The organism is Candidatus Baltobacteraceae bacterium, assembly GCA_036488875.1.
Lineage (GTDB): Bacteria > Vulcanimicrobiota > Vulcanimicrobiia > Vulcanimicrobiales > Vulcanimicrobiaceae > JAFAHZ01.
In genome coordinates this window covers 292,824-314,070 of record DASXGW010000012.1, presented here as the reverse complement: position 1 = coordinate 314,070, position 21,247 = coordinate 292,824, and the positions used below count along the sequence as shown (strand labels likewise).

At 60.0% G+C, this 21,247-nt stretch carries 21 protein-coding genes; 8 read left to right on the top strand and 13 right to left on the bottom strand.

From position 1 onward, the window contains the following. Window positions 1-177: 177 nt before the first annotated feature. Window positions 178-699, bottom strand: a complete 522-nt coding sequence (locus VGG89_14485) for a hypothetical protein (GenBank protein HEY1977756.1) — start codon at window positions 697-699, stop codon at window positions 178-180. 299 nt (window positions 700-998) lie between these two features. Between VGG89_14485 and VGG89_14480 the strand changes: the two genes are divergently transcribed. The 3 genes from VGG89_14480 to VGG89_14470 all read left to right on the top strand — a co-directional run bounded on the left by VGG89_14480 (window position 999) and on the right by VGG89_14470 (window position 4,163). After that, window positions 999-2,207, top strand: coding sequence for an ATP-binding protein (locus VGG89_14480; protein ID HEY1977755.1), 1,209 nt, complete (start codon window positions 999-1,001; stop codon window positions 2,205-2,207). 225 nt (window positions 2,208-2,432) lie between these two features. Beyond that, the gene (locus VGG89_14475) at window positions 2,433-2,618 is read left to right on the top strand and encodes a hypothetical protein (GenBank protein ID HEY1977754.1); all 186 of its coding nucleotides are present in this window, start codon (window positions 2,433-2,435) and stop codon (window positions 2,616-2,618) included. Between the two features lie 9 nt (window positions 2,619-2,627). Next, window positions 2,628-4,163, top strand: coding sequence for a hypothetical protein (locus VGG89_14470; GenBank protein HEY1977753.1), 1,536 nt, complete (start codon window positions 2,628-2,630; stop codon window positions 4,161-4,163). Here VGG89_14470 and VGG89_14465 read toward each other — a convergent pair. The 11 genes from VGG89_14465 to VGG89_14415 form a co-directional block, all read right to left on the bottom strand. After that, on the bottom strand, window positions 4,160-4,663 hold the full coding sequence (locus VGG89_14465; protein ID HEY1977752.1) for an ImmA/IrrE family metallo-endopeptidase: 504 nt from the start codon (window positions 4,661-4,663) through the stop codon (window positions 4,160-4,162). The genes VGG89_14470 and VGG89_14465 overlap by 4 nt on opposite strands. Beyond that, entirely contained in the window at window positions 4,663-5,034 is a 372-nt protein-coding gene (locus tag VGG89_14460) for a helix-turn-helix transcriptional regulator (protein HEY1977751.1), read from the bottom strand. The genes VGG89_14465 and VGG89_14460 overlap by 1 nt, the downstream gene beginning before the upstream one ends. Then, window positions 5,035-6,471, bottom strand: a complete 1,437-nt coding sequence (locus VGG89_14455; GenBank protein HEY1977750.1) for a ThiF family adenylyltransferase — start codon at window positions 6,469-6,471, stop codon at window positions 5,035-5,037. Then, window positions 6,468-6,722 carry a hypothetical protein gene (locus VGG89_14450; GenBank protein ID HEY1977749.1) on the bottom strand — a complete coding sequence of 85 codons (255 nt, stop codon included), beginning with the start codon at window positions 6,720-6,722 and terminating at the stop codon, window positions 6,468-6,470. The genes VGG89_14455 and VGG89_14450 overlap by 4 nt, the downstream gene beginning before the upstream one ends. A 218-nt stretch (window positions 6,723-6,940) precedes the next feature. Then, window positions 6,941-7,390 carry a hypothetical protein gene (locus VGG89_14445; protein ID HEY1977748.1) on the bottom strand — a complete coding sequence of 150 codons (450 nt, stop codon included), beginning with the start codon at window positions 7,388-7,390 and terminating at the stop codon, window positions 6,941-6,943. Further along, window positions 7,387-7,761 carry a hypothetical protein gene (locus VGG89_14440; GenBank protein ID HEY1977747.1) on the bottom strand — a complete coding sequence of 125 codons (375 nt, stop codon included), beginning with the start codon at window positions 7,759-7,761 and terminating at the stop codon, window positions 7,387-7,389. The genes VGG89_14445 and VGG89_14440 overlap by 4 nt, the downstream gene beginning before the upstream one ends. Before the next feature lie 65 nt (window positions 7,762-7,826). After that, complete coding sequence (locus VGG89_14435) at window positions 7,827-8,450, bottom strand: Fic family protein (GenBank protein HEY1977746.1); 624 nt, start codon at window positions 8,448-8,450, stop codon at window positions 7,827-7,829. Next, the gene (locus tag VGG89_14430) at window positions 8,447-8,626 is read right to left on the bottom strand and encodes a hypothetical protein (GenBank protein HEY1977745.1); all 180 of its coding nucleotides are present in this window, start codon (window positions 8,624-8,626) and stop codon (window positions 8,447-8,449) included. The genes VGG89_14435 and VGG89_14430 overlap by 4 nt, the downstream gene beginning before the upstream one ends. 260 nt (window positions 8,627-8,886) lie before the next feature. Next, complete coding sequence (gene pth / locus VGG89_14425; GenBank protein HEY1977744.1) at window positions 8,887-9,468, bottom strand: aminoacyl-tRNA hydrolase; 582 nt, start codon at window positions 9,466-9,468, stop codon at window positions 8,887-8,889. Further along, entirely contained in the window at window positions 9,465-10,121 is a 657-nt protein-coding gene (locus tag VGG89_14420) for a 50S ribosomal protein L25 (protein HEY1977743.1), read from the bottom strand. The genes pth and VGG89_14420 overlap by 4 nt, the downstream gene beginning before the upstream one ends. A 9-nt stretch (window positions 10,122-10,130) precedes the next feature. Continuing rightward, window positions 10,131-11,150, bottom strand: coding sequence for a ribose-phosphate pyrophosphokinase (locus VGG89_14415; GenBank protein HEY1977742.1), 1,020 nt, complete (start codon window positions 11,148-11,150; stop codon window positions 10,131-10,133). Window positions 11,151-11,242: 92 nt separating this feature from the next. Here VGG89_14415 and uvrB point away from each other — a divergent pair, with 92 nt between their 5' ends. Together uvrB and VGG89_14405 are read left to right on the top strand one after the other, a co-directional pair. Continuing rightward, window positions 11,243-13,291, top strand: coding sequence for an excinuclease ABC subunit UvrB (gene uvrB, locus VGG89_14410; protein ID HEY1977741.1), 2,049 nt, complete (start codon window positions 11,243-11,245; stop codon window positions 13,289-13,291). A gap of 98 nt (window positions 13,292-13,389) precedes the next feature. Then, window positions 13,390-14,100: a DUF4239 domain-containing protein gene (locus VGG89_14405; GenBank protein HEY1977740.1), complete on the top strand. Its 711-nt coding sequence runs from the start codon at window positions 13,390-13,392 to the stop codon at window positions 14,098-14,100. Between the two features lie 12 nt (window positions 14,101-14,112). On the opposite strand, the gene VGG89_14400 is transcribed toward VGG89_14405, so the two are convergent. Continuing rightward, complete coding sequence (locus tag VGG89_14400; protein HEY1977739.1) at window positions 14,113-15,039, bottom strand: hypothetical protein; 927 nt, start codon at window positions 15,037-15,039, stop codon at window positions 14,113-14,115. Between the two features lie 57 nt (window positions 15,040-15,096). Between VGG89_14400 and VGG89_14395 the strand changes: the two genes are divergently transcribed. The 3 genes from VGG89_14395 to uvrA are packed head-to-tail and all read left to right on the top strand — an operon-like array spanning window position 15,097 to window position 21,247. After that, window positions 15,097-17,547 carry a glycoside hydrolase family 38 C-terminal domain-containing protein gene (locus VGG89_14395; protein HEY1977738.1) on the top strand — a complete coding sequence of 817 codons (2,451 nt, stop codon included), beginning with the start codon at window positions 15,097-15,099 and terminating at the stop codon, window positions 17,545-17,547. Continuing rightward, window positions 17,544-18,287 carry an HAD family hydrolase gene (locus VGG89_14390; protein HEY1977737.1) on the top strand — a complete coding sequence of 248 codons (744 nt, stop codon included), beginning with the start codon at window positions 17,544-17,546 and terminating at the stop codon, window positions 18,285-18,287. Before VGG89_14395 ends, VGG89_14390 begins: the two co-directional genes overlap by 4 nt. An 8-nt stretch (window positions 18,288-18,295) precedes the next feature. Then, entirely contained in the window at window positions 18,296-21,247 is a 2,952-nt protein-coding gene (uvrA, locus tag VGG89_14385; protein HEY1977736.1) for an excinuclease ABC subunit UvrA, read from the top strand.

The window sequence follows — 21,247 nt, the reverse complement described above, 5'->3', positions numbered from 1 at the left end:
GATGCGCCGTCAGTTTGTGAGCTTCTCTGATACTCGCACTAGGAGTTTCAGCAGCATAACGCCAAAACTCACACCCTCTCGCAATACAGTACTGGGCGTATTGCCGTGTTTCCACCGGGAAGCAGGAGGCCGAAGCGGCACCCGAGATCTCACCGCAGAGCGCTGCGCGCGTCGATGCTATTTTAGCGTGTCGATGTTTAGAGTCTCGCCCGTAATCGGGTGTAGAAGCTTTACACCAATGCGCGGGTGTGCGGCCACCTTGCGGTGCATCTCACGCGCGATATCACGGTAGGCTTTTAGGCAGAGCGGCTCGAGTCGGTCCATGGTGGCGTTCATCAGGTCGATGTAAGCCTCGCCCTGCTCGTCGGTCGGACCCTTCCCCGCCGAAATGCCGGTGACGGTTCCGCTCTGATCCGTGTGGATGGTGAAATTCGTTCTGCCATTAATCGCGCCGGTGCGATCAACGTAGGCTTGGCAGTTTGCGACGATCTCGCCATACATATTCTGTCCAACCTTATAGCTACAGTCGCTGAAGTTCGCGTCCTTGCCAGCATGTTGGCAAAGGTAGCTTAGTCGATTGCTGACTGCGGTCGTAAAGTCGGCGTGTGGATTGGTCGTGACGGTGGCTGCGTTTTGACCGAGCAACATCAAACCCGCGCAGCCAGCGATCAGCAGCACCAGAACGATGCCGACAAACATGCCCCAACCTGATCCCCGGTTCGGGTTGGCCCTAGGGCTTGATTGCTGCGCGGCGCTAGACGGTGTTCGCGATGTCGCCGCCGACGGGGATACGTGGCCCAATGCCATGCCGCACCCGGAACAAAACCGTGCGCCGTCGATCACCTGTGACCCGCATGAAGAACAGAACATGCGAATGATCATTTCGGCGCCTCTTGTCGAAACCAAGCAGGCTCAAATTAAAGGCGATAGGCTTTTCTCCTACGCCTTGGGAAAGCGCATAGTACGGTGCGTTACGCTGCCAATGGGCCATAAGTAGCATGAATGAAAGCGATTTTGAACGACTGAGCTATCGCGTAGGTGAGGTCTTTACCCCGGCGGCTCCGATAGCGGTGGCCGAGCTCTTTGCTGGCCGCAAGCAACAGGTTGCCGCCGTTATTGACGCCATAAATCAGCCCGGTCAACACGCGGTACTCTACGGCGAACGCGGAGTTGGAAAGACATCCTTTGCAAACGTTCTCGCGGGATTTTGGCAACGCGACGAAGGCATTATTGCTCCGAGGATTAGTTGTCTTTCCTCGGACTCTTTTGCGAGCGTTTGGGCGCGTGCGCTTAAAGAAATTCAAACCACCCAGAAAACGCGTGCGGGATTTCGAAGTGGAGAGAAACCTAAGCCTTCCAACGTGCTCAAAGATCTAGAGCCTGGCGCAACGGTGACGCATGATGTTTTACGCGAGGTGTTGACTCCCTTAGGATCGCGCCTCGCATTGGTACTGTTCTTTGATGAGTTCGACGTACTCTCGCCGACTGTCCGTAGAGATATGGCAGAAACGGTCAAACTTTTCTCTGATTATAACGTTCCTGCAACGCTGGTCTTGGTTGGAGTCGCCGACAGTGTTACCGACCTGCTCCATGACCACTTATCAATCGAAAGAGCCCTCGTACAGGTGCGGATGCCACGCATGAATGAAGCTGAGTTGAAGCAGATCGTCGAAACTGGTCTAAAACATCTGGGAATGGCCATAGACGGACTTAGCCTCAGCAGAATAAGCCATTTGTCGCTCGGGCTTCCGTACTACACGCACCTTATTGCGCTGCACGCTACTCGGCAGAGCCTAAATCGCGCTGTGATGCTAATCGACTCGACATCGATAGACTTAGCGATAAATTCGGCTGTATCCAACGCTCAGCAGTCGCTCGTATCTGGATATGCCTTGGCCGTCGCCAGCTCGCAAAGAAAACACCTTTATCGCCAAGTACTTGCAGCGTGCGCACAAGCGTCCACGGACGAAACGGGGTACTTCGCGCCAGCGGCTGTACGTGAGCCCCTGTCTCTCATTATGAGCAAGTCCTATGACGTACCGAGCTACATTCGTCATCTCAATGAGTTCGCAAGCGATAAGCGCGGCTGTATTCTTGAGCGCAAGGGGACACCAAGGAGCCTACGATTCCGTTTCGCAAATCCGCTAATGCAGCCATACGTGCTGCTGAAGGCAAGGAGCGATGGATTAGTTATCTATATGAATTGATGAGGAAGGAGCGCCCATTTCTGCCACAATACCGTTAACACGATGCCGATGGATGGTCCTCACGCGGAGAGCGCGCAGAGGCACGGCTGCCAGTAATCGGGTCGATTTTGATGCGGCAATCCAGGGTTTTCAGACCGCTTGCCGGAAAGGCGCTCCAACGATCGCGGCGGAGATGAGCAAGGATGCCCGCGCGGCGTACCGTCGTTTATACCGGAGGCTTTCTGGGTGAACCAAAACCGGAACGTACCCGGCGTCGATCAGGGAAAGGCCATGACTTTCGAACAGCTAAAGGCTGGCATTCAGGATTCGGATCCGGAGCAGATCGGTCAGCAGCTCGATCAGCAGGTTACTGAGTTTATGCTCGAGCACCGTGTTTCCGCCGATACGCTCAAGAAGCAAGTCAGCGTTTAGCTAAAACTCTTGGCTTTCGACTACCTGGTCTTTAGCGAAGCGCAACTTGCCGCGGCTCTCGCAAATGGGTTCATCACCCCCGACGAGGTAGAGGTGCGCGAGCGGACGCGCTACTTATTCGGCTATCTTACGACCATTGGCGCTCGTAGCATCATCGTGGAAACCGACTATACCGACGGCGACTATCTATCCGATTATGCGAGCTACTATTATAGCTGCTTTGAGAACTACCCGCGTCTCTGCAAACGACTCCATTTTTTCTCCGCGTCGTTTGACGAGGAGCTGTTTAAGGCCGCCATTAGTAACAAAAATGCTTCCGCGATAAAAGTTCTGCAAGAAAGTTATCTTGGCTTTGTCGTGGCTCGACCTTTGCCCGACGCAATTATCGGACGAACGATTCTCCGTACTTACGATAGCATTGATCGACGTCACTATCCTGTAATTAGACTGTACCGCCCGGTGCTCGCCGGCATCGAGCTGCCAGTAAAAAGCCTTGCTTTTCAGGAGCAAGACCGAGTCACCGCGGCGTGTGCAACCGTAGCGCTCTGGTCAGCTTTCCACATGACCAGTCGGCTCTTTGATGGAACCCGCAGGCCACGTCCGTCGATGATTACAGAGATGGCAAATGTCGTACGCACCGCAACGCGTGCAGTGCCATCACACGGCTTGGACGTCTTGCAGATGTGCGAGGCGATTCGTGCCGCACATTTGGAGACGGAAGTCGTTCAGATCAGCGGCGCTACACCGCTGGCATCAATAATCTACGGCTATCTTGAGGCAGGGCTTCCCGCAATCCTCATCTGCGACATTGTCGGCGTCGGATCCCACGCAATCACACTCGTCGGTTATTCCACTCCGAAAGAAGAATCCGATTTCCGCGAGCCGCCAGTCAGTGGCGTCCACTCGTACGCCAGCCGCATCAACGAATTCTACGGTCATGACGACCAAGTGGGCCCGTTTGCTCGAATGTTCATCCGAGCGCCCAAAGACACTGACGAAGCGAAGTCGGTGCCCTTTATCTTAGAGGGATCATGGAAACGCAACGGTTCGGCTGTACGCCTTGTGCCGAGCGTGTTGCTCGTACCTCTCTACGAAAAGGTGCGCCTTCGCTTTCTTGAGATGCATGCATGGATCCAACGGATCATGGGCGTCTTCAAGCAGGGATTCCCAGGTGAAGAACTAGAGTGGAACATTCGGCTGACTACTACGAATCTCTACAAAAAAGAACTACGCTCGACTCGCGAGCGGCCACCATTAGACTTGGCGGATATACTTGGCGCACAGCAACCACGTTTTTTCTGGCGAGCTTCGCTAAGGATGAGTGGTCAGCTATTGTTCGACGTGCTCGGCGATGCTACCGATTTTGGAGACGAAGCGCATATTAAATACTCCTTTCCTCTTTTCCGAATCGTATGGTATAGCGAAAGCACTCGCGATGCGATTGGCAGGCTGATCGCTGAGGAAAAAGATTCAGTCGTAAAGATTTGGGGATCGAAGCTTACGCGATTCATGGCCGGTGAGAACGTTCGCCTGAGAAGGGGCTAAATTACCGCTAGGTTTAGAGCCGCTAGGCGCGCCGAGAATGCCTGGCTACTGACATCGAAGTGGCGCGCTAGCTGGCTGATCAGCGTCTCATTATATAACTCTACGTGGTTACCGGCGACGCGGCGCACGTCTTGTTCGGGCATCAAGAGCTCTGCCGCAAACCGGTTGGCTTGAACTTCTCGAAGGGAATTGCGCCCCTGTTCGCGGTGAAAAATCTGCGTATCATCGACGAACAAGGGTGAGGACTTGGCGTGAAGCAATGCGTGCCCAAGTTCGTGGGCGATTGTGAACCGCTGTCGAACCCGTGGATGCGCCTTATTGACTGCAATTACTCGATGCTCTCGAACGAACATCCCAGATAACGTATCTTCGAACGGCTCGAAATCGACACTAAACCCGTGCGCTTTCGCAATCGCGATAACATCGATTGGAAGGCGCTGCGGATTCTGCTTGAGGATTCGCTGAGCCGTACGAACGGCAGCTTCTACCGCGCTGCCCATCAGCGATTCTGCGAGTTCCCGAGGCCCCTGAGATAGCTGGCCGCCGCGGGAGTCACGTTAACCGTATCGCCAGCGTAGTCCATGGTAACCTGGTCGGCGACTGCTATGACCTCATCCTGGCGAGGCAGGAGTTCGGTAACGTCTACATTAAGCGCGCCGGCGAGCTTGTAAAGGACATCAAGCGGTGGACGCTGGCGCTGCTTTTCGATATTGGCAAGTTGTGCTCTGCTCAAACCTGCGCGGCTAGCAAGATCTTCTTGGCTTAAATCTTCTGTTTCTCGATGCTTTCGAATGCCGTCCGCTAGCTTTTTGTACAATTCATCTCTATTTAACACCAACCAAAGTATAAAACTTTTGGCAAATTGTGTCAATCATGCACAGCCGCCGTCTCCCCAAAGCCGTCGATATTCGTTAAGCCGATATGTGCTATTGCAAATCGCACATGTGGGATTCTTCGCGTTTTTTCGCTCACAAAGAGCGTGAAATATTCCAAGCATATCTACGGCAGCGGATAGACGCTGGCGTCTTTGAGTGGGGATACTGCTCTTAAGCGCCTCGATCGCTCCCATCGTTCCGGCCATGGAGGAAACAAATGCAGTCGCAAGACGCATCGATCCATGCTGGCTTTGGATAACTGCTTGTGCGTAGGCCGCGCGCTGAATAAGTGAACGAAGCGGCTGATTGAGAAATGTCGAAACATCGTCCTGCCGAAGAATGTTGGCACGACTGATGGCCTCTATATCGGAGGAGATTAGGCCCTCATTAGTCGTCAATAAATGCTCAGTGCGGTTCACGTCGAGGCCGAATCGTTCTGAAATCGCCGCGTAGTCCGCCTGTTCTTCGCGATTGTTTTGATAGTAGCAATAGATGCAGCCCGTTTGTTGGAAGGTGAGCGACGCTACCTCGAACTCCGTCCCGTCAATGGCGATGTTCACGATGTCCCGCGTTAGGAGCTCCTGCGCCGCCCTACGTGCAGCAACATTATCCATAGAAACAATCGCGAGGGCGGCATCGCGACCTTCGTAGTTTTCGATGGTTACGGGATGCGGGTGAACCTCAAGTCCAGGGTGAGCCGTATGAAGTCGATCCGCAAGTATAGCGACTTTGTAAGCTCCGGAAAGTGCGGTCTGCCTACTAAGATGACCGTACTTGTAAAGATTGCGTTCTTCGATGACGCCGTTGTCGATGATATCGACCCGTCCACGGAGCTCAATATCTAGCGCTGCCAGCGCCTCCACAACCCCGAATCCGACGGAGCCTCCGCCGGCAACGATCGCGTCTAGCACAATCCCGCCCTGAGATGGGCAGAGATCCGACTCAAGCGTCATCGGGATAACGTAGTCCGCGCGAACGATTTCCGGCAAGAAGCTCTCGAAAACGAGCTTGAATACTTCGGCTGCCGCCGCGGAACCAGCGAGGAGCGCAGCAAGAATGCCTTCGTCGCACAAGAGCGGAGCACGTACCGAAATGGCCGCGCCGGTCGCGCTGTAACCCGCGTAGATGTCCGCCGGGACATCGCCGAAGCCAAGAGTCACTCGCGTCGTTGGCTCCGCGTTGCCGAGAGGCCGGAGGCTCTGAGCTTTTTGATTCTGCTCGTCCGCCCAAGGACAGTCGATATCGATTACCACGTGATCAAAGAGTCGCGCCAGGAGATCCGTGGCATGGGTTACGGCGATCATCAGCTCACGTCGCTGGGGGATCGACGGATCGGCGACGATCGAGACCGCCGTGCTACTCAATCGCGACAGGACTTCCCGTTTTTGAGCATCGTCGATTGCGCCAAAAATCTCTAATCTCGGGTCGATCATACTATGGTAAACCTTGCGCCGCGCTCCTTAAGATCGAGCTCTCTCCACCCATGTCCGATTCGGTACTCAAAGACGGCGCACGCCGTGAGATCCGTCGGCACATTGTGGCAGAAGTTTGGGACCACGATCGAGATCGCGCCGTTATGCGACAGTACCAGATTCGCATCATCCGCATCGGAATGAAACGCCTTACATGGATGGGAATGAACGCGAATGAAGTATTCTTCGCCGGCGCGCAGGGACTGGGGCATCGCCCGTTGAGCTTCCATTTCCATCGCGACGCAGACGCCGGCGGCTGTCCGTATGGCCGTCTGGGCTGGGATAACGAGGCGAGAAATCGTTGCCGCGCCGCGCGTTGCGCGCCCCGCCCACAGCAACATCCCTTCGTGTCCATGAGAGCCTCGATCAGCGAGAAACCGCCACGATCGTGCGACGAGAGCCTGGGGAAGTACATATCTGGCGTTAAGCATTACGACCACTCTCCTGATGCAAACTTGTGAGCCACCTCATGCAGAACAACTCGGGCAGGATGTGCTTGTCGATGCGTTTCCCAACTGGGACCGCCGGCCTGCGGATTGTGTCCTTGATGCGTGTAGTAATCACGCGTACCAGTAATGCAGAAGAACTGCGGCAGCTGCGCCGGCTGATGATTTGGAAACGGTTGTCCGTTCCGTAGCGGGAACGGATCGAAAATCTCGATGCGGTCTTCATTCACGAGACGTAACTGAACAGGTTGCGCATCATAGTCGGTAAAATCGACGCGTAGCCGGAACCGCATTTCCCGACTTACGCTGGCAACGTCGATAACAAGCATCGGGAACGTCCAAACATGCAGCCGAAACTCGCCAGTAAAAACGCCAGAGGCGATCGCGTTTTGGACTTCGTCTTCTGCGATCGCCTGCGCGACCGCGGGTCTCATCCGTCGACCGGGCGTTCGCACGGCGAAAGCGTCAGCTTGTCATCAGGCTTGACTCCAGCTTCCGCGAGCGTCAGGCGTGGTTGGAGCTTGTTCCCATCGAAAATGAGCTCATATTGCTTCGAGGGGTCGAGCTTCCCGTGGCTGGCAAAATATTTCACCGCCTGATCTGTCAGCTTTGCGACCTGTTCCTTGGGATGGTAAACGAAGTTGTGCTCCGCACCGCTGGTAAGCACGATCGTAATCTCGGGCGCTTCCCGGACCTCGACCTCGATCTCCGCGTTCACCGTCTCCTCGGCGATGACCGCGCCGTCGACGATGAACTCCTCGGTGAGCGTTTCCTTTAGGATTAGCTCCTCGCGCTCTTCTTGCACTTTCAAACTCCTTACTAACCCGCAAAAGGGTCCGTAAGAGAGTGTGCCAAAAATTCACGATTGTGTCAATATGACACAGAGCCCGAACGCGTGGCTTCTCTGTATGCCTGCCGCAGCGCGACCCAGCCGGCGAGTAGTAGGGCCGCTAGCTGCTCCGGATGAGCCTCGTTAACCGACTTGCTGATGCCCTCCATGTAGCGGTCATGATCGACCTCGGGGATTTCCGTTCCGGGAGAGTAGCCGCAGTCTGCAAGAAACGCGCTCAGGATCACTCGCGCCCACCGTTTGTTGCCGTCCACGAACGGCTGAACGCAGATGCAATCCGCGTGAATCCGAGCAGCTTCGGCAAAAACTGCGTTGATTTTCTCGGCGCCGCTAAGAGTACCGGCGCGTGTGACGAGGTCACGGATTGCCTGCACGATCGTTTGGAGCCGATATTGGATCTGCGTAACCGGTGGTACTGGAAGGTCGCGTAGCACGACTTCAACGCGACGTTCACGGCCCGCTTCGTCGCGGAATAGGCCCCGAAAAATTGATCGGTGAACGTCGTAAAGGAACGGAATAGACCAATCCTCAGGTGTGCGTACGGTTTTCACCAATTTCGAGTGAAGATGAAAAAGAGCGCCAGATAGGCGCTCAATCTGCGAAGCGGTGAGGGCCCCGAAGGCGCCCGGATCCTCAACGGTCACTGGCTATCAGGAATAGCCTTGCTTGCCTCGAGTACCTGCTCTGGCGACACGTCAATCCCTTCCAGGCGAAGCGAAGACGAAACCGCCCGAGCAAATGCGACATCCTGTCCGCGATCGGACTCGGGAAGATCCTGGGTTTCGGCGAGCGCCGCAGCCACGAGCCGGCGGTCAAGCATTTGCGGATTCTCCTGAAATTAGGAAGGTACTGTGCGATTCTAACACAGGCATGCAAATCTGCATCAGCGCTAGGCCCTATCGGAAGGCATCGGTACCCCCGGGGTAGAGGCGTGCCAACATCCTAGTGGTGCTCGCAAGGAGGAGGTACAATCGTGCGAGCTTGGTTTTTGCTTTGCCCGTTGCGGGACCGCTGCTTTCGCGACAGCCGTTTGATTCGCGAAAGGCATCTCTGGCCACCAGCCGGGCACAGTGCTTTTGGTCAAGTGCTCGGTTTCTGGAGTTCTTCCCAACTATTGATAAAGCGCATCGCGGCGTCTAGATCTCCGGATAGCCACCGCTCGATACCGTCGGCGGCGGCCGAAAGTATTGCCGGCCACCGTTGCTTCTCGTCGGCGTCGAACGTGCCCAGCACGTGGTTGATGCTGTCGCCGCTTTCGTGTTTTGGCCGGCCGACGCCGATGCGCAGCCGCGGAAACCGGTCACCGATCGTCGCAATCACCGAACGAAGACCGTTATGGCCGCCGTGGCCGCCGAACGCCCGCATGCGCAGCTTTCCAAATGGGAGATCCATCTCGTCGACGACGACCAGCACGTCCTCGGGCGGCGTTTTATACCACGACGAAATCAAGCGCAGCGGCGTGCCGGAGAGATTCATGTACGACGTCGGTTTGACGAGAACGACGCCGCGCGCCATGTCGGCGGCTTGCTCCGCGCTGTCTTTTTTGCGCCAGTGCGTAATGCCGAATCGTCGCGCCACCTCGTCGACTGCCATGTAGCCGGCGTTGTGGCGCGTCGCTGCATACTCTTTGCCGGGATTGCCTAATCCGGCAACGAGTTTTATTCGCCCGCTTCCGATGTCGTTTCGGCGCCGACGATTTCGGGCTCGGCCGCTTCGGTCGGTCCGGCCGCGGCTTCCTCGAGCTCGCGTTCGGTACGCGAGGGCTCGATCGCGACGACAACCGTGTCGCTGGGCGTGACCATCGTGAAGCCGTTCGGCAGCTTGACGTCGCCGGCGTTGATGTGTTCGTGGATGCCCAGCTCGGTTACGTCGACTTCCAAGTGCTCGGGAATGCGATTTGCGGGGCCCTCGATCTCGAGCGTGTGGTTGAGCACGTCCATGACGCCGCCGGACTCTCGTACGCCGCGTGCCGCGCCGACCGTAACGACCGGCAGCTCCACGGTAACGGCCTCGTCGGCCGAGACGCGCAACAGATCGGCGTGAATGATGCGCCGGCTAACCGGATCGATCTGGAGCTCGCGCACCAGCGCCGTTTCGCCTTTCTTCCCGCCGTCGGTCAGCGTGATGATCGAGTTGCGGCCGCCATGGTGCAGAATGTCGTTAAACGCGCGCGCGTCGATGGCGATATTCTGCGCCGCGGTGCCGTGCCCGTAGACGACGGCCGGAATCTTTCCGTGCCGGCGGAGCGCGGCGGCACCGGTCGTGCCGAGCTTCTCACGCGTTTCGATCGAGAGTTTCAAGTCTTTGGTAGCCACAAGGTTCCTTTACGAGATGACGGGTTCGGGCAACAGCACCGAGCCGTCGAGCTTAGGGTTTTCTTCCGTCGTTGCGAACAGCTCGGAGACCGAACGATTCGTCGTGATGCGGCTGATCGCGTCGGCGAAAACCTGCGCGATCGACAGCTGAACGAATTTCGGATGCTGCTCGAGATTGGCGAGCGGGATCGTGTTCGTGATGACGACCTTTTCGATCTCAGACTGTTCGAGCACTTGTACCGCGTCGCCGGCGAAGATGCCGTGCGTCGCGACGGTGTACACTTTGGTGGCGCCGCGCGCTTTGATCGCTTCTGCGGCTTTGGCGAGCGTGCCGCCGGTCGAGATCATATCGTCGACGATGACGGCGATGCGCCCGCTCACGTCGCCGACGATGTCGGTAACCTCGGCCACGTCGGGCTGCGGACGGCGCTTGAAGACGATCGCCAGCGACGCGTTGAGGCGCTTGGCAAACAGCTCGGCCCGGTGCACGCCGCCGGCGTCGGGGGAGACCACGACGATGCGGTCGTCGCACAATCCCTGATGCTTGAGATGCTCGCAAAGCACGTGAATGGCCATCAAGTTGTCGACCGGGATGTCGAAGAAGCCTTGGATCTGCGCCGCGTGCAAATCCATCGTGACGATGCGCTTCGCTCCCGTAACCTTGATGAGGTTGGCGACGACCTTTGCCGAAATCGGCTCGCGGCCTTTGGTCTTTTTGTCCTGCTTGGCGTAGCCGTAATACGGAATGACCGCGCTGATGCGCGCCGCCGACGCGCGGCGCAGCGCGTCGATCATCAGCAGCAGCTCCATGAGCGCGTCGTTGCCGCTCTTGCCGTTGGGCATCTTGCTTATCGATTGGATCACGAAGACTTCCGAGCCGCGAACGTTCTCGCCGATCTCGACGCGGGTCTCTTCATTCTTAAACTCGGTCACGAGCGCTTTGCCGACGTGCAGCTTGAGGCGCTTGGCGATCTCTTCGGCAAGTTGAGGGTTCGAGTTTCCGCTAAAGAGCAGCGGATTATGCGTCACGGCGATTCTCCCGGCGGTAGAGAGCAGCGGGCTGCCTCGGGTCTTCACGCCCCCGCAACCGGGTGCCTTCGGCAAGGGGTTTCCTTGTGCGTATGGCCCAACGATTCGAGCTGGTTTCGCCCTTTGCGCTGGCCGGCGATCAACCCAAAGCGACCCAGGCGCTGGCCGAAGGCGTGCTGCGGGGAGACCGCGCCCAGACGCTTCTCGGCGTTACCGGCAGCGGTAAAACGATGGCGATGGCGCGGACGATCGAGCTGGTGCAGAAACCCACGCTCGTCCTGTGCCACAACAAAACGCTCGCCGCGCAGCTTTGCGCCGAGTTCCGGGATTTCTTTCCGAAAAACGCCGTCGAGTATTTCGTTTCGTACTTCGACTACTATCAGCCCGAAGCGTACGTCCCTTCGACCGACACGTACATCGAAAAAGACAGCTCCATCAACGACGAAATCGAACGTTTGCGCCATTCCGCCACGCAATCGCTGCTGACGCGTCCCGATACGCTCATCGTCGCCTCGGTGTCGTGCATCTTCGGCTTGGGCTCGCCGTCGGACTACATGGAGATGTCGATCCGCATCAAAATCGGCGATTCTATCGACCGCGACGTGTTGTTGCGCAAGCTCGTCGACATGCAGTATCGGCGCAACGACATCAATCTCGTTCGCGGGACGTTCCGCGTTCGCGGCGACGTGCTCGAGTTCGTCGGCGTCGACGAAGAGCTGGTGCATCGGATCGAGTTCTTCGGCGACGAGATCGAAGCGATCAACGTCGTCAACTTGCTCACCGGCGAGTACGTCGAGAGCAAAGACGAGCTGCTGATCTTTCCCGCCAAGCATTTCATCACGCCCGAAGAGAAGCTGCGCCGCGCCATCGCGTCGATCGAAGTCGAGCTCGACGAACGGCTGCGGTACTTCAAGGATCACGGCAAGCTGCTCGAAGCGCAGCGCTTGGAGATGCGCACGCGGTACGATCTCGACATGCTGCGCGAGGTCGGCTACTGCAACGGCATCGAGAACTACTCGCGCCATCTAACCGGCCGCGAGCCCGGCTCGACGCCGTGGTGTTTGATCGACTTCTTTCCGAAGGACGACTGGCTGTTGTTCGTCGACGAGTCGCACGTCACGCTTCCCCAAGTGCGCGGCATGTACGCGGGCGACCGGTCCCGCAAGCAGGTGCTCGTCGAGCACGGCTTCCGGCTGCCGAGCGCGCTCGACAACCGCCCGCTCACGTACGATGAGTTCGACGATCACATTCGCCAGGTGGTGTACGTCTCGGCAACGCCGAGTGCGTACGAGATCGGGCGCAGCGCGCAAACGGTGGAGATGATCATCCGTCCGACGGGACTGGTGGATCCCGAAGTGGAGGTCCGGCCGACGCGCAATCAAATCGACGACTTGATGGAGGAGATCCGCGGGCGCGCCGAGCGCAAGGAACGCGTGCTCGTGACGACGCTCACCAAGAAGATGGCCGAGGATCTCACCGACTTTCTGCTCGAGATGGGATTCAAGGTGCGCTACCTGCACAGCGAGGTCGACACGCTCGAGCGCGTAGCGATTCTGCGCGATCTTCGCATCGGTACGTTCGACGTGCTGGTCGGCATCAATCTGCTGCGCGAAGGCCTGGATCTGCCCGAAGTGTCGCTCGTCGGTATCCTCGACGCGGACAAGGAAGGTTACCTGCGCAGCGGCACGTCGCTCATCCAGACGATCGGCCGGGCGGCGCGCAACGTCGAAGGCAAGGTCATCATGTACGCCGACGGCGTGACCGAATCGATGGCGCGCGCGATCGGCGAGACTCGCCGTCGCCGCGAGATGCAGGTGGCGTATAATGCCGAGCACGGTATCGAGCCGCGCTCCGTGCGTAAGGAGGTGCGCGACATCCTCAGCATGATCGGATCGACCGAGGAAACGGCGCAGAAGGCCAAGATGGAGAAACTGCCGCGCGACGTGGCGCTCCGGACGGCCGCCGAACTAGAGCGCCGGATGCGCCAGTTTGCCGCAAATCTCGAATTCGAGAAGGCCGCGGCCCTTCGCGACGAACTCATCGAGTTGCGTAGACAGACGGGCAGCAACGAGGGACTACTTTTCGGAGGGAAGGCGCCCAAGATCTTCGATCGGGCGCTCGCAGAACTGGTCGAGAGCTGACGGCCGGAGGAGGCATACTGACACTGACGCGGTCGAACTTCTACCTGGGCGAAGCGGTCGGAGAGATCTTCATCGTCTTTGCCGTCATCGTCGTCGCCGTGCTCGCGCACGCATATTTTCAGCATCGCTTCAAATCCGACGTTTTGCGGCGTCATAACGACGTGGCGGGCTTCTTGTTCTCCGCGGTCGGCGTCATTTACGCGGTCGTGCTCGGATTCATCGTCGTGGTCGTATGGGAGAAGTACGACGCCACCGTGGCTAACGTGGAAAATGAGGTCGCCGCCGTCTCGGATCTCTACCGGTCGGTCGGTGCGTATCCCAACCCGTTACGAGCGCACATTCGCGACGAGCTTTCGAAATACGTCGATCAAATGATTCAAGCCGAATGGCCGCTGATGTCGCGCGACGTCGACGTCAACCCCGACGTCGTCATCCTCGAGCAAGCGGCGCATCAAGTGGACACGTACGTGCCGAAGACGGCCGCGCAGTCAAACGCGCAGCAAGCCGCTACGGCGCAGATCGTTCGCCTCTTCGACGCGCGGCGCGAACGGCTGATCCACTCGGCACCGTCGGTGCCCGGCGTCCTGTGGTTCGCGCTCCTCGCCGGCGCCCTATCGATGATGGCTTTCGCCTTCTTGTTCGGCTCGGAGAACCGGCCCGCGCAACTAGTGATGACGGCGATCCTCGCGGGGCTCATCGCGATTTTGTTCATCGTGATTCAGGAGTTCGACGGCCCGTTTAGCGGCTCGGTAAGCATCTCCGACGACGGTTGGATCGCCTTGCAGCAGCACTTAAACCAGATTCCATAGCGCGGGCGCGCGTCAAAGGGCCGTACATTCGTGCGTGCTCGAGTTGCGAACGGTGCCGTCGAACATGTCCTCCCAAGCCTGGCGCAGCTGCGCGTTCATTTGGTAAAACCCGGCCCCGCGTTCCTCGAAAGGATAGTATGAGACTAGCACGCAGCTCCGGGCGAGCGCATCGTACGTTTCGCCGTGTCCGATGAGATAGACGTAGTTGCTGCGCAGCGCGGTTAGGGCGGCGAAGGCGTCGTCCTGCTCTAGGCCGCCGTCGACGCTCAAAATCGCGCGGAACGGTTGAAGGTGCGAAGAGGCGATTCTAAAGACGCCGTCGCCACCGAGGCCGATGCCTGCCAAGTACACGCGAGTCGGATCGATCGAGAACCCACGTTCCATCTCGCGTACGATCGCAGCAATTTCGCCGGCCGATTCCTTGCCCCATAAAGAACTGCCGATACCCCACGGCGCGACCAGAATTGCGTGCTTGCTGTCGGCGAGCTCGCGCAGCACGGCGCGCGATACGATATCGGTTTCGGTCTGTTGCCGCCCGTGCAGAACGACAACCAGCGCGTACTTGCGGTGTTGATCGCTTTTGGGGAGATAAAAGGCCACGGGATCGGGCGCCGCGTGCGGATCGTCGTTGTAAAAACTTTCGTCGACGCCGTCGATCGCAGCGAAGACGGGGCAGAGATTGGACATCAGCTCGGCATCGAGTCTTAACTCGAGGTTCGCTTCGGCTTCGAGATCGGCCCGGCGCGCGTCGTCGGTCACGGACGACAACTGCCCTCGCAAATAGTCGAGGCGAAAAACAAAGTCGTACGGGTTCACGCCCTCGGTTCGAATCAAGGGGGATTCCGCGATCAAGCGGTCGCGCGTGATCGAAATGCGTAAATCCAACGACGGCGTGCCGAGCGCCAAAAGCGTTGCGGCGGCCAAGGCCGGCGCGAACATCGATAAACCTTCGCGAGACCACGGGAACGGACCCGCGCGGCCGCGCATCACAGGCACGTGAAACTGCGACTCGCCGAGTGCGACCAAAGCAAGGCAACCGTCACGTTCCGCGCGACGCTTCCGCCCTCGCAGGCAACCACGATCGTCCATTACGACGCCCCCGCGGGCGCGCTGCTGCGCGTCGACGGCCGGACGGCCGGCGCGTTCGATCTCGAGCACCACGACGTCGCGCTGCCGCCGGCGACGCAGCCGCGCGAACTGCTCGTGGAAGTCGAGCGCCGCTCGCTGCCGACCAACGGCTTGCCGCCTGGGCCAGGAGTGTGGTGGGCGTGGATAAACCGGCGCGCCGCGACGCCGCCGCGCCGTACCCTCGATGTTACGTTCGGAGAACCCGCGCGGCTGCCGGCGGCGCGCCAAGGCGACGTCACGCTTTGGGGGCACAGTCACCTCGACGTCGCGTGGCTGTGGAGCTACGACCAAACCAAACGCAAAGCCGCGCGCACTTTCGTGAACGCGCTGGCGCTCATGGACGACGACGACGCGTTCGTGTTCATGCAGAGCCAGCCGCAGCTGTACGATTTCGTTCGGACGCGCGATGGCGACTTGTTCGAGCGCGTCGCGCGCCGCGTTGCAGAGGGTCGATTCGATCCCGACGTGGCGGCAATGTGGGTTGAGCCCGACTGCAACGTTCCGTCGGGCGAATCGTTGTTGCGCCAAATGCTGTTCGCGCATCGCTACTGCCTGGAGCATTTCGGAACCGAGCCGGCGATCGCATGGCTGCCCGACACCTTCGGTTTCCCGCGCACGCTGCCGACGTTGCTCGCGCACGCCGGGGTGCGTTACTTCGCGACCACCAAGCTCGGCTGGAACGACACGACGCGATTCCCGCACGCGCAGTTCGTGTGGCGCGGACCGGACGGTGCGCAGATCGTCTCCGCATCGCTGGCCGGAATGGATTGCCGCTCGGTGCCGTCGGGCCTCGCGACGGCGAGCGAGCGCGGGGAACCGCTGGTCATCGGTTACGGCGACGGCGGCGGAGGCCCGACGCGCGCGCAGGTCGATCGAGCCGAAGAAGGCGGCCGCTGGGAGCGACCGCGCGCGTGGTTCGAACGGCTCGAAGCGCGGCGCGCCGAGCTGCCCGTACACGACGACGAGCTCTATCTCGAATACCATCGCGGCGTCTTTACGACGCACCACGACATCAAGGCGCAAAACGCGTCGCTCGAACGCCGGCTTCGCGAGGTCGAAGAGCTCGCGGCCTGGTGCGTCGCCGTTCGTTCGCCCGGCGATACGCTCGCACGCGTACGCGCGGCCCTGCGCGACGTGTGGGAGATCGTGTTGCGCAATCAGTTCCACGACGTGCTGCCCGGAACGTCGATTGCCGACGTGTACGTCGACGCCAACGCGGAGTACGCGCGGGCGCGCGAGCTGCTGGAAACGGCTGGGGCCGCGGCCCAGGCGATGTTGCCGCGGGCCGCGCGCGAGCGAACCGCCGCGATCGTTGCGCCCGAGGAACGCGACGGCGATTTTCTCTTCGAGAACCGCCGGCTGCACGCGCGCGTACGGCGATCCGGCACGATCGTGGAACTAGCGTGCAAGGACGGGCGCAATCTCGTCGCGCAGGCAAACGCGCTCGCGCTGTATCGCGATCGGCCCAAGCGCTGGGAAGCGTGGAACATCGACGACGGCTACCAGCGAAGGCGTCGTGCCGGCAAGCCAAAATCGCCCGGCGTCGTCGACGGTGCGCTCGAGATTCCGTTCGACCTCGGCGGATCGCGCGCGACGATGCGCGTCGCGCTGGGCGACGACGACGCGTTCTTGCGCGTCGATCTCGCCGTCGACTGGCGCGAACGCCGTACCTTGTTACGGCTGGAAAACTGGTTTGCGGCCGGCGCCCAGACGGTGCGATACGGTGCGCCGCACGGGAGCATCGAACGCACCGCGCGCGCCGACACGCCCTACGAGCGCGCCCGGTTTGAAGTGCCGGGACAGCGCTTCGCCGTGGCCCGCAGCGAGGACGAAGCTGCGGTGGCGATTCTCGCGCTCGATACGTACGGTTGGAGTGCCCGCGCGCTCCCCGCCGGCGGCATCCGGCTTGGGCACTCGCTGCTGCGCTCCACGACGTGGCCGGATCCGCACGCCGATCGCGGCGAGCACGCGTTGTCGTGGGCGTTCGCGCCGCTGCGCGATGCGTCGGTAGGCGATATCGAGCGCCTTTGGCTCCAGTTCGCGGGGGGCGGCGGCGTGCGGCTCTTCACGAGCGACGACGCGAACGTTGCGATCGTTGCGTGCAAACCGGCCGAAGACGGCGACGGCGTCGTGGTGCGCGTTCGCGAATGTAACGGCACCGGCGCGCAGGCAGCGTTGCGGTGCGGAGGCCGCGTTCGCGAGGCCGTACCGGTCGACGCGCTGGAGCGGCCGGTGGACGGCGACGTCGCGATCGACAACGAGTCGCTCGTCTTTACCGCCGGTCCCTATGCGCTGCGATCGTTTCGGGTGCGGTTTTGACTCGGACTATCGATGCGGTGTTGTTCGATCTCGACGACACGCTGCACGACGATACGTTGGCCTATCAAAGCGCTGCCGAAGACGTGGCGCACGAAATTGCCGCCGAGCACGGCGTCGACGCGATCGCGCTCAAAGCGGCGTACATCGCGCAAGCCGAAGGTTTTTGGAAACGGCTTTCTCCCGAGGCGTTCGCGATAAAGCTTGCCAACATCCGGCCCCAGCTCTGGGGCGCGGCGCTCGAGACGGTGGGACTTCAAGACGCGTCGCTCGCGCACCGTTCCGCGCAGATGTACGACGAATACCGGAAGAGGTACTACGCCGTTTTTCCCGGCGTGATCGAGTTGCTGAGCGAACTGCGCGCGGCCGGAAAGAAACTGGGCATCGTTACGAACGGTTTTGCTGAGACGCACTACGAAAAAATCGCGCTGCTGCGCATCGGCGAGTTCTTCGACGCGCTCTTTATCGCCGACGAGCTGGGCATGCTCAAGCCCGACCCGCTGCTGTTCGCGCATGCGTGCACGACCTTGGGGAGCGCCCCTGCCCGAACCGCGATGGTGGGCGACCGTTACGATCGCGACGTGAAGGGCGCCGCCGCCGCCGGCCTCTTCACTGTCTACCTGAAAGTCCGCGACGAGGTCCTACCGGACGGTTGCACTCCTCCCGACGCGACCTGTACGTCGATCTTGGAGGTCTCCCGGGTGCTGCTCGGCAACCTCCCGCCCTCCCAGAGTGTCTCGTAAGGAAGTAGATGCCGCCGCTAGACTCCATCGTTATTAAGGGCGCGCGAGAGCACAACCTCAAGAACGTCGATTTAGTGCTGCCGCGCAACCGTCTGATCGTCGTTACCGGACTTTCGGGTTCCGGGAAATCGTCGCTTGCCTTCGACACGATCTATGCTGAGGGACAGCGGCGCTACGTCGAGTCGCTGTCGTCGTACGCCCGGCAGTTCTTGGGGCAAATGGAGAAGCCCGACGTCGACTACATCGAGGGGCTGTCCCCCGCGATCTCGATCGATCAGAAATCCACGTCGCGCAACCCGCGCTCGACCGTGGGCACCGTCACCGAAATCTACGATTACCTGCGCTTGCTCTTCGCACGCATCGGGACGCCGCACTGTTACAAGTGCGGTCGCGAGATCAGCACGCAGTCGAGCGAACAGATCGTCGACTCGATTCTGGAGCTGCCCGAGGGGACTCGGATTCAGCTGCTCGCGCCGCTCGTGCGCGGCCGCAAGGGCGAGCATACCAAGCTGTTCGAGGAAGCCGCGAAAGAGGGTTTCGCGCGCGTTCGGGTCGACGGCGAGACGCGCGAGCTGCGCGACAAAATCGTTCTCGACAAGAAGCGCAAGCACACGATCGAAGTGATCGTCGACCGGTTGGTCATGAAGCCCGACATTCGCAAGCGGCTGACCGATTCGGTTGAGACGACCTTGCGCTTATCGACCGGCATCGTCACCGTCGTCACTGATGCCAAGGAGCTGACGTTTAGCGAAGCGTTCGCGTGCGTCTACTGCGGACTTTCGTTCGAAGAGCTGGCGCCGCGGCTCTTTTCGTTCAACTCGCCGTACGGCGCTTGTCCTGCGTGCAGCGGTCTCGGCGAAAAGATCGAGATCGATCCGTGGAAAGTGATCCCGGATCACAGTAAGTCGATTGCCGACGGCGCGATCGTTCCGTGGAGCCGCAGCCTGGGTACGGGCAAGTACCCGTCGATGAATCCCTACTACCTGCAGCAGCTCGAGCGCGTGCTGCGGCGGTACCGCGTAAAGATGTCGACTCCGATCGAAAAGATGCCCGAAGAGGTCGTCGACCTAATTCTCTACGGCACCGATCGCGAGCAGACGTTTGAGTACACCTCGCGCGGCGGCAAGACGTGGGAGTACAAATCCTCGTTCGAGGGCGTCGTCAACAATCTCCAGCGGCGCTACTCGGAAACGTCGAGCGAATACGTCAAGGAAGACATCGAAAAGTACATGTCGGCTTCGACGTGTCCGGCGTGTAAGGGCGCGCGCCTGAAACCCGAGGCGCTGGCCGTAACGGTGGGCGATTCGAACATCGATGCGCTCACGCGGATGTCGATCGAGAACGTCGAGTCGTTCTTTCGCAGGCTGCAAATGACCGAGCGCCAAGCGCAGATCGCGCATCAAATCGTCAAGGAGATCCGAGCGCGGCTCGGATTCCTCAACAACGTTGGACTGAACTATCTCACGTTGTCGCGATCGGCAACGACGCTGTCGGGCGGCGAGTCGCAGCGCATTCGGCTTGCGACCCAGATCGGAAGCGCGCTCGTCGGCGTCCTCTACATTCTCGACGAACCGTCGATCGGTCTCCACCAACGCGACAACGACCGGCTCCTCGCGACGCTCAAGACGCTGCGGGATCTGGGCAACACGCTGATCATCATCGAGCACGACGAGGATACGATGCGCACCGCCGACGTCGTCGTCGACATCGGGCCCGGCGCCGGCGCCGAAGGCGGCGAGATTCTCACGGTGGGAACGCTCGAGCAGATCCTCGCGAACCCCGCGTCGGAGACCGGCGCGTATTTGTCGGGGCGCAAGTTCATCCCGATTCCGAAGCACCGCCGGACGCCGCGCGGCTGGCTCGAAGTGCGCAACGCGAACGCCAACAATATCCGCGGCGTCGACGTTCGTTTTCCGATCGGCGCGTTTACCTGCGTGACGGGGGTGAGCGGCAGCGGGAAGTCGACGCTCGTCAACAACATTTTGGTTCGCGCGCTCAACCAGCATCTGCACGGACAGGCGCCGGGCGGAACGTACGGCACCGTCAAGGGCGCGAACCAGCTCGACAAACTGGTCGTCATCGATCAATCGCCGATCGGCCGAACGCCGCGCAGCAATCCGGCAACGTACACGGGGACGTTCGACCACATTCGCGAGCTGTTCTCCATGGTTCCAGACGCGCGCATGCGCGGCTACACGCCGGGGCGTTTCTCCTTCAACGTCAAGGGCGGACGCTGCGAATCGTGCGAAGGCGACGGCATCATCGAGATCGAGATGCACTTCTTGCCCGACGTCTACGTGCCGTGTGAAGTTTGCAAGGGCAAGCGCTACAACGCGCAGACACTCGAAATCAAATATAAGGGAAAGACGATTTCTGACGTGCTCGAGATGCGGGTCGACGAAGCCAATGCGTTTTTCGAAAACATTCCGCGCATCCGCAACAAGCTCACGACGATTTGCGACGTCGGCTTAGGCTATATCAAAATGGGCCAGCCGGCGACCACGCTCTCCGGCGGCGAGGCGCAGCGCGTCAAGCTTGCGACGGAGCTCTCGCGCCGGTCGACCGGACGAACGTTCTACGTGCTCGACGAACCCACGACCGGTTTGCATTTTGCCGACATCCACAAGCTGCTCGAGGTGCTCGGGCGACTGGTGAGCACGGGCAACTCCGTTCTGGTCATCGAGCATAACCTCGACGTGATCAAAACCGCGGACTATTTGATCGACCTTGGTCCCGAAGGAGGCGACCGCGGCGGTACGGTGATCGCGACCGGCACGCCGGAGGAAGTCGCGACGGCGGCCGCTTCGTTCACCGGACGCTATCTGGCGCCCGTATTGAGCGACGAGCGGGCGGTGGGGCATCACCTTCCCGACGCCGCCGAACTGGAGCGGCTCGAACGCGAGAACCTCTCGGTTCTCGACGATCTCGCGAAGGGCGAACGCGTCGCCGTCGAAGCTTAG

What these genes read in the sequence shown, in the direction of transcription:
- VGG89_14485 (HEY1977756.1), bottom strand. Translation starts at nt 699, where the DNA reads ATGTTTGTCGGCATCGTTCTGGTGCTGCTGATCGCTGGCTGCGCGGGT.
- VGG89_14480 (HEY1977755.1), top strand. Translation starts at nt 999, where the DNA reads ATGAATGAAAGCGATTTTGAACGACTGAGCTATCGCGTAGGTGAGGTC.
- VGG89_14465 (HEY1977752.1), bottom strand. Translation starts at nt 4,663, where the DNA reads ATGGGCAGCGCGGTAGAAGCTGCCGTTCGTACGGCTCAGCGAATCCTC.
- VGG89_14455 (HEY1977750.1), bottom strand. Translation starts at nt 6,471, where the DNA reads ATGATCGACCCGAGATTAGAGATTTTTGGCGCAATCGACGATGCTCAA.
- VGG89_14450 (HEY1977749.1), bottom strand. Translation starts at nt 6,722, where the DNA reads ATGCCCCAGTCCCTGCGCGCCGGCGAAGAATACTTCATTCGCGTTCAT.
- VGG89_14445 (HEY1977748.1), bottom strand. Translation starts at nt 7,390, where the DNA reads ATGAGACCCGCGGTCGCGCAGGCGATCGCAGAAGACGAAGTCCAAAAC.
- VGG89_14430 (HEY1977745.1), bottom strand. Translation starts at nt 8,626, where the DNA reads ATGCTTGACCGCCGGCTCGTGGCTGCGGCGCTCGCCGAAACCCAGGAT.
- uvrB (HEY1977741.1), top strand. Translation starts at nt 11,243, where the DNA reads ATGGCCCAACGATTCGAGCTGGTTTCGCCCTTTGCGCTGGCCGGCGAT.
- VGG89_14400 (HEY1977739.1), bottom strand. Translation starts at nt 15,039, where the DNA reads ATGTTCGCGCCGGCCTTGGCCGCCGCAACGCTTTTGGCGCTCGGCACG.
- uvrA (HEY1977736.1), top strand. Translation starts at nt 18,296, where the DNA reads ATGCCGCCGCTAGACTCCATCGTTATTAAGGGCGCGCGAGAGCACAAC.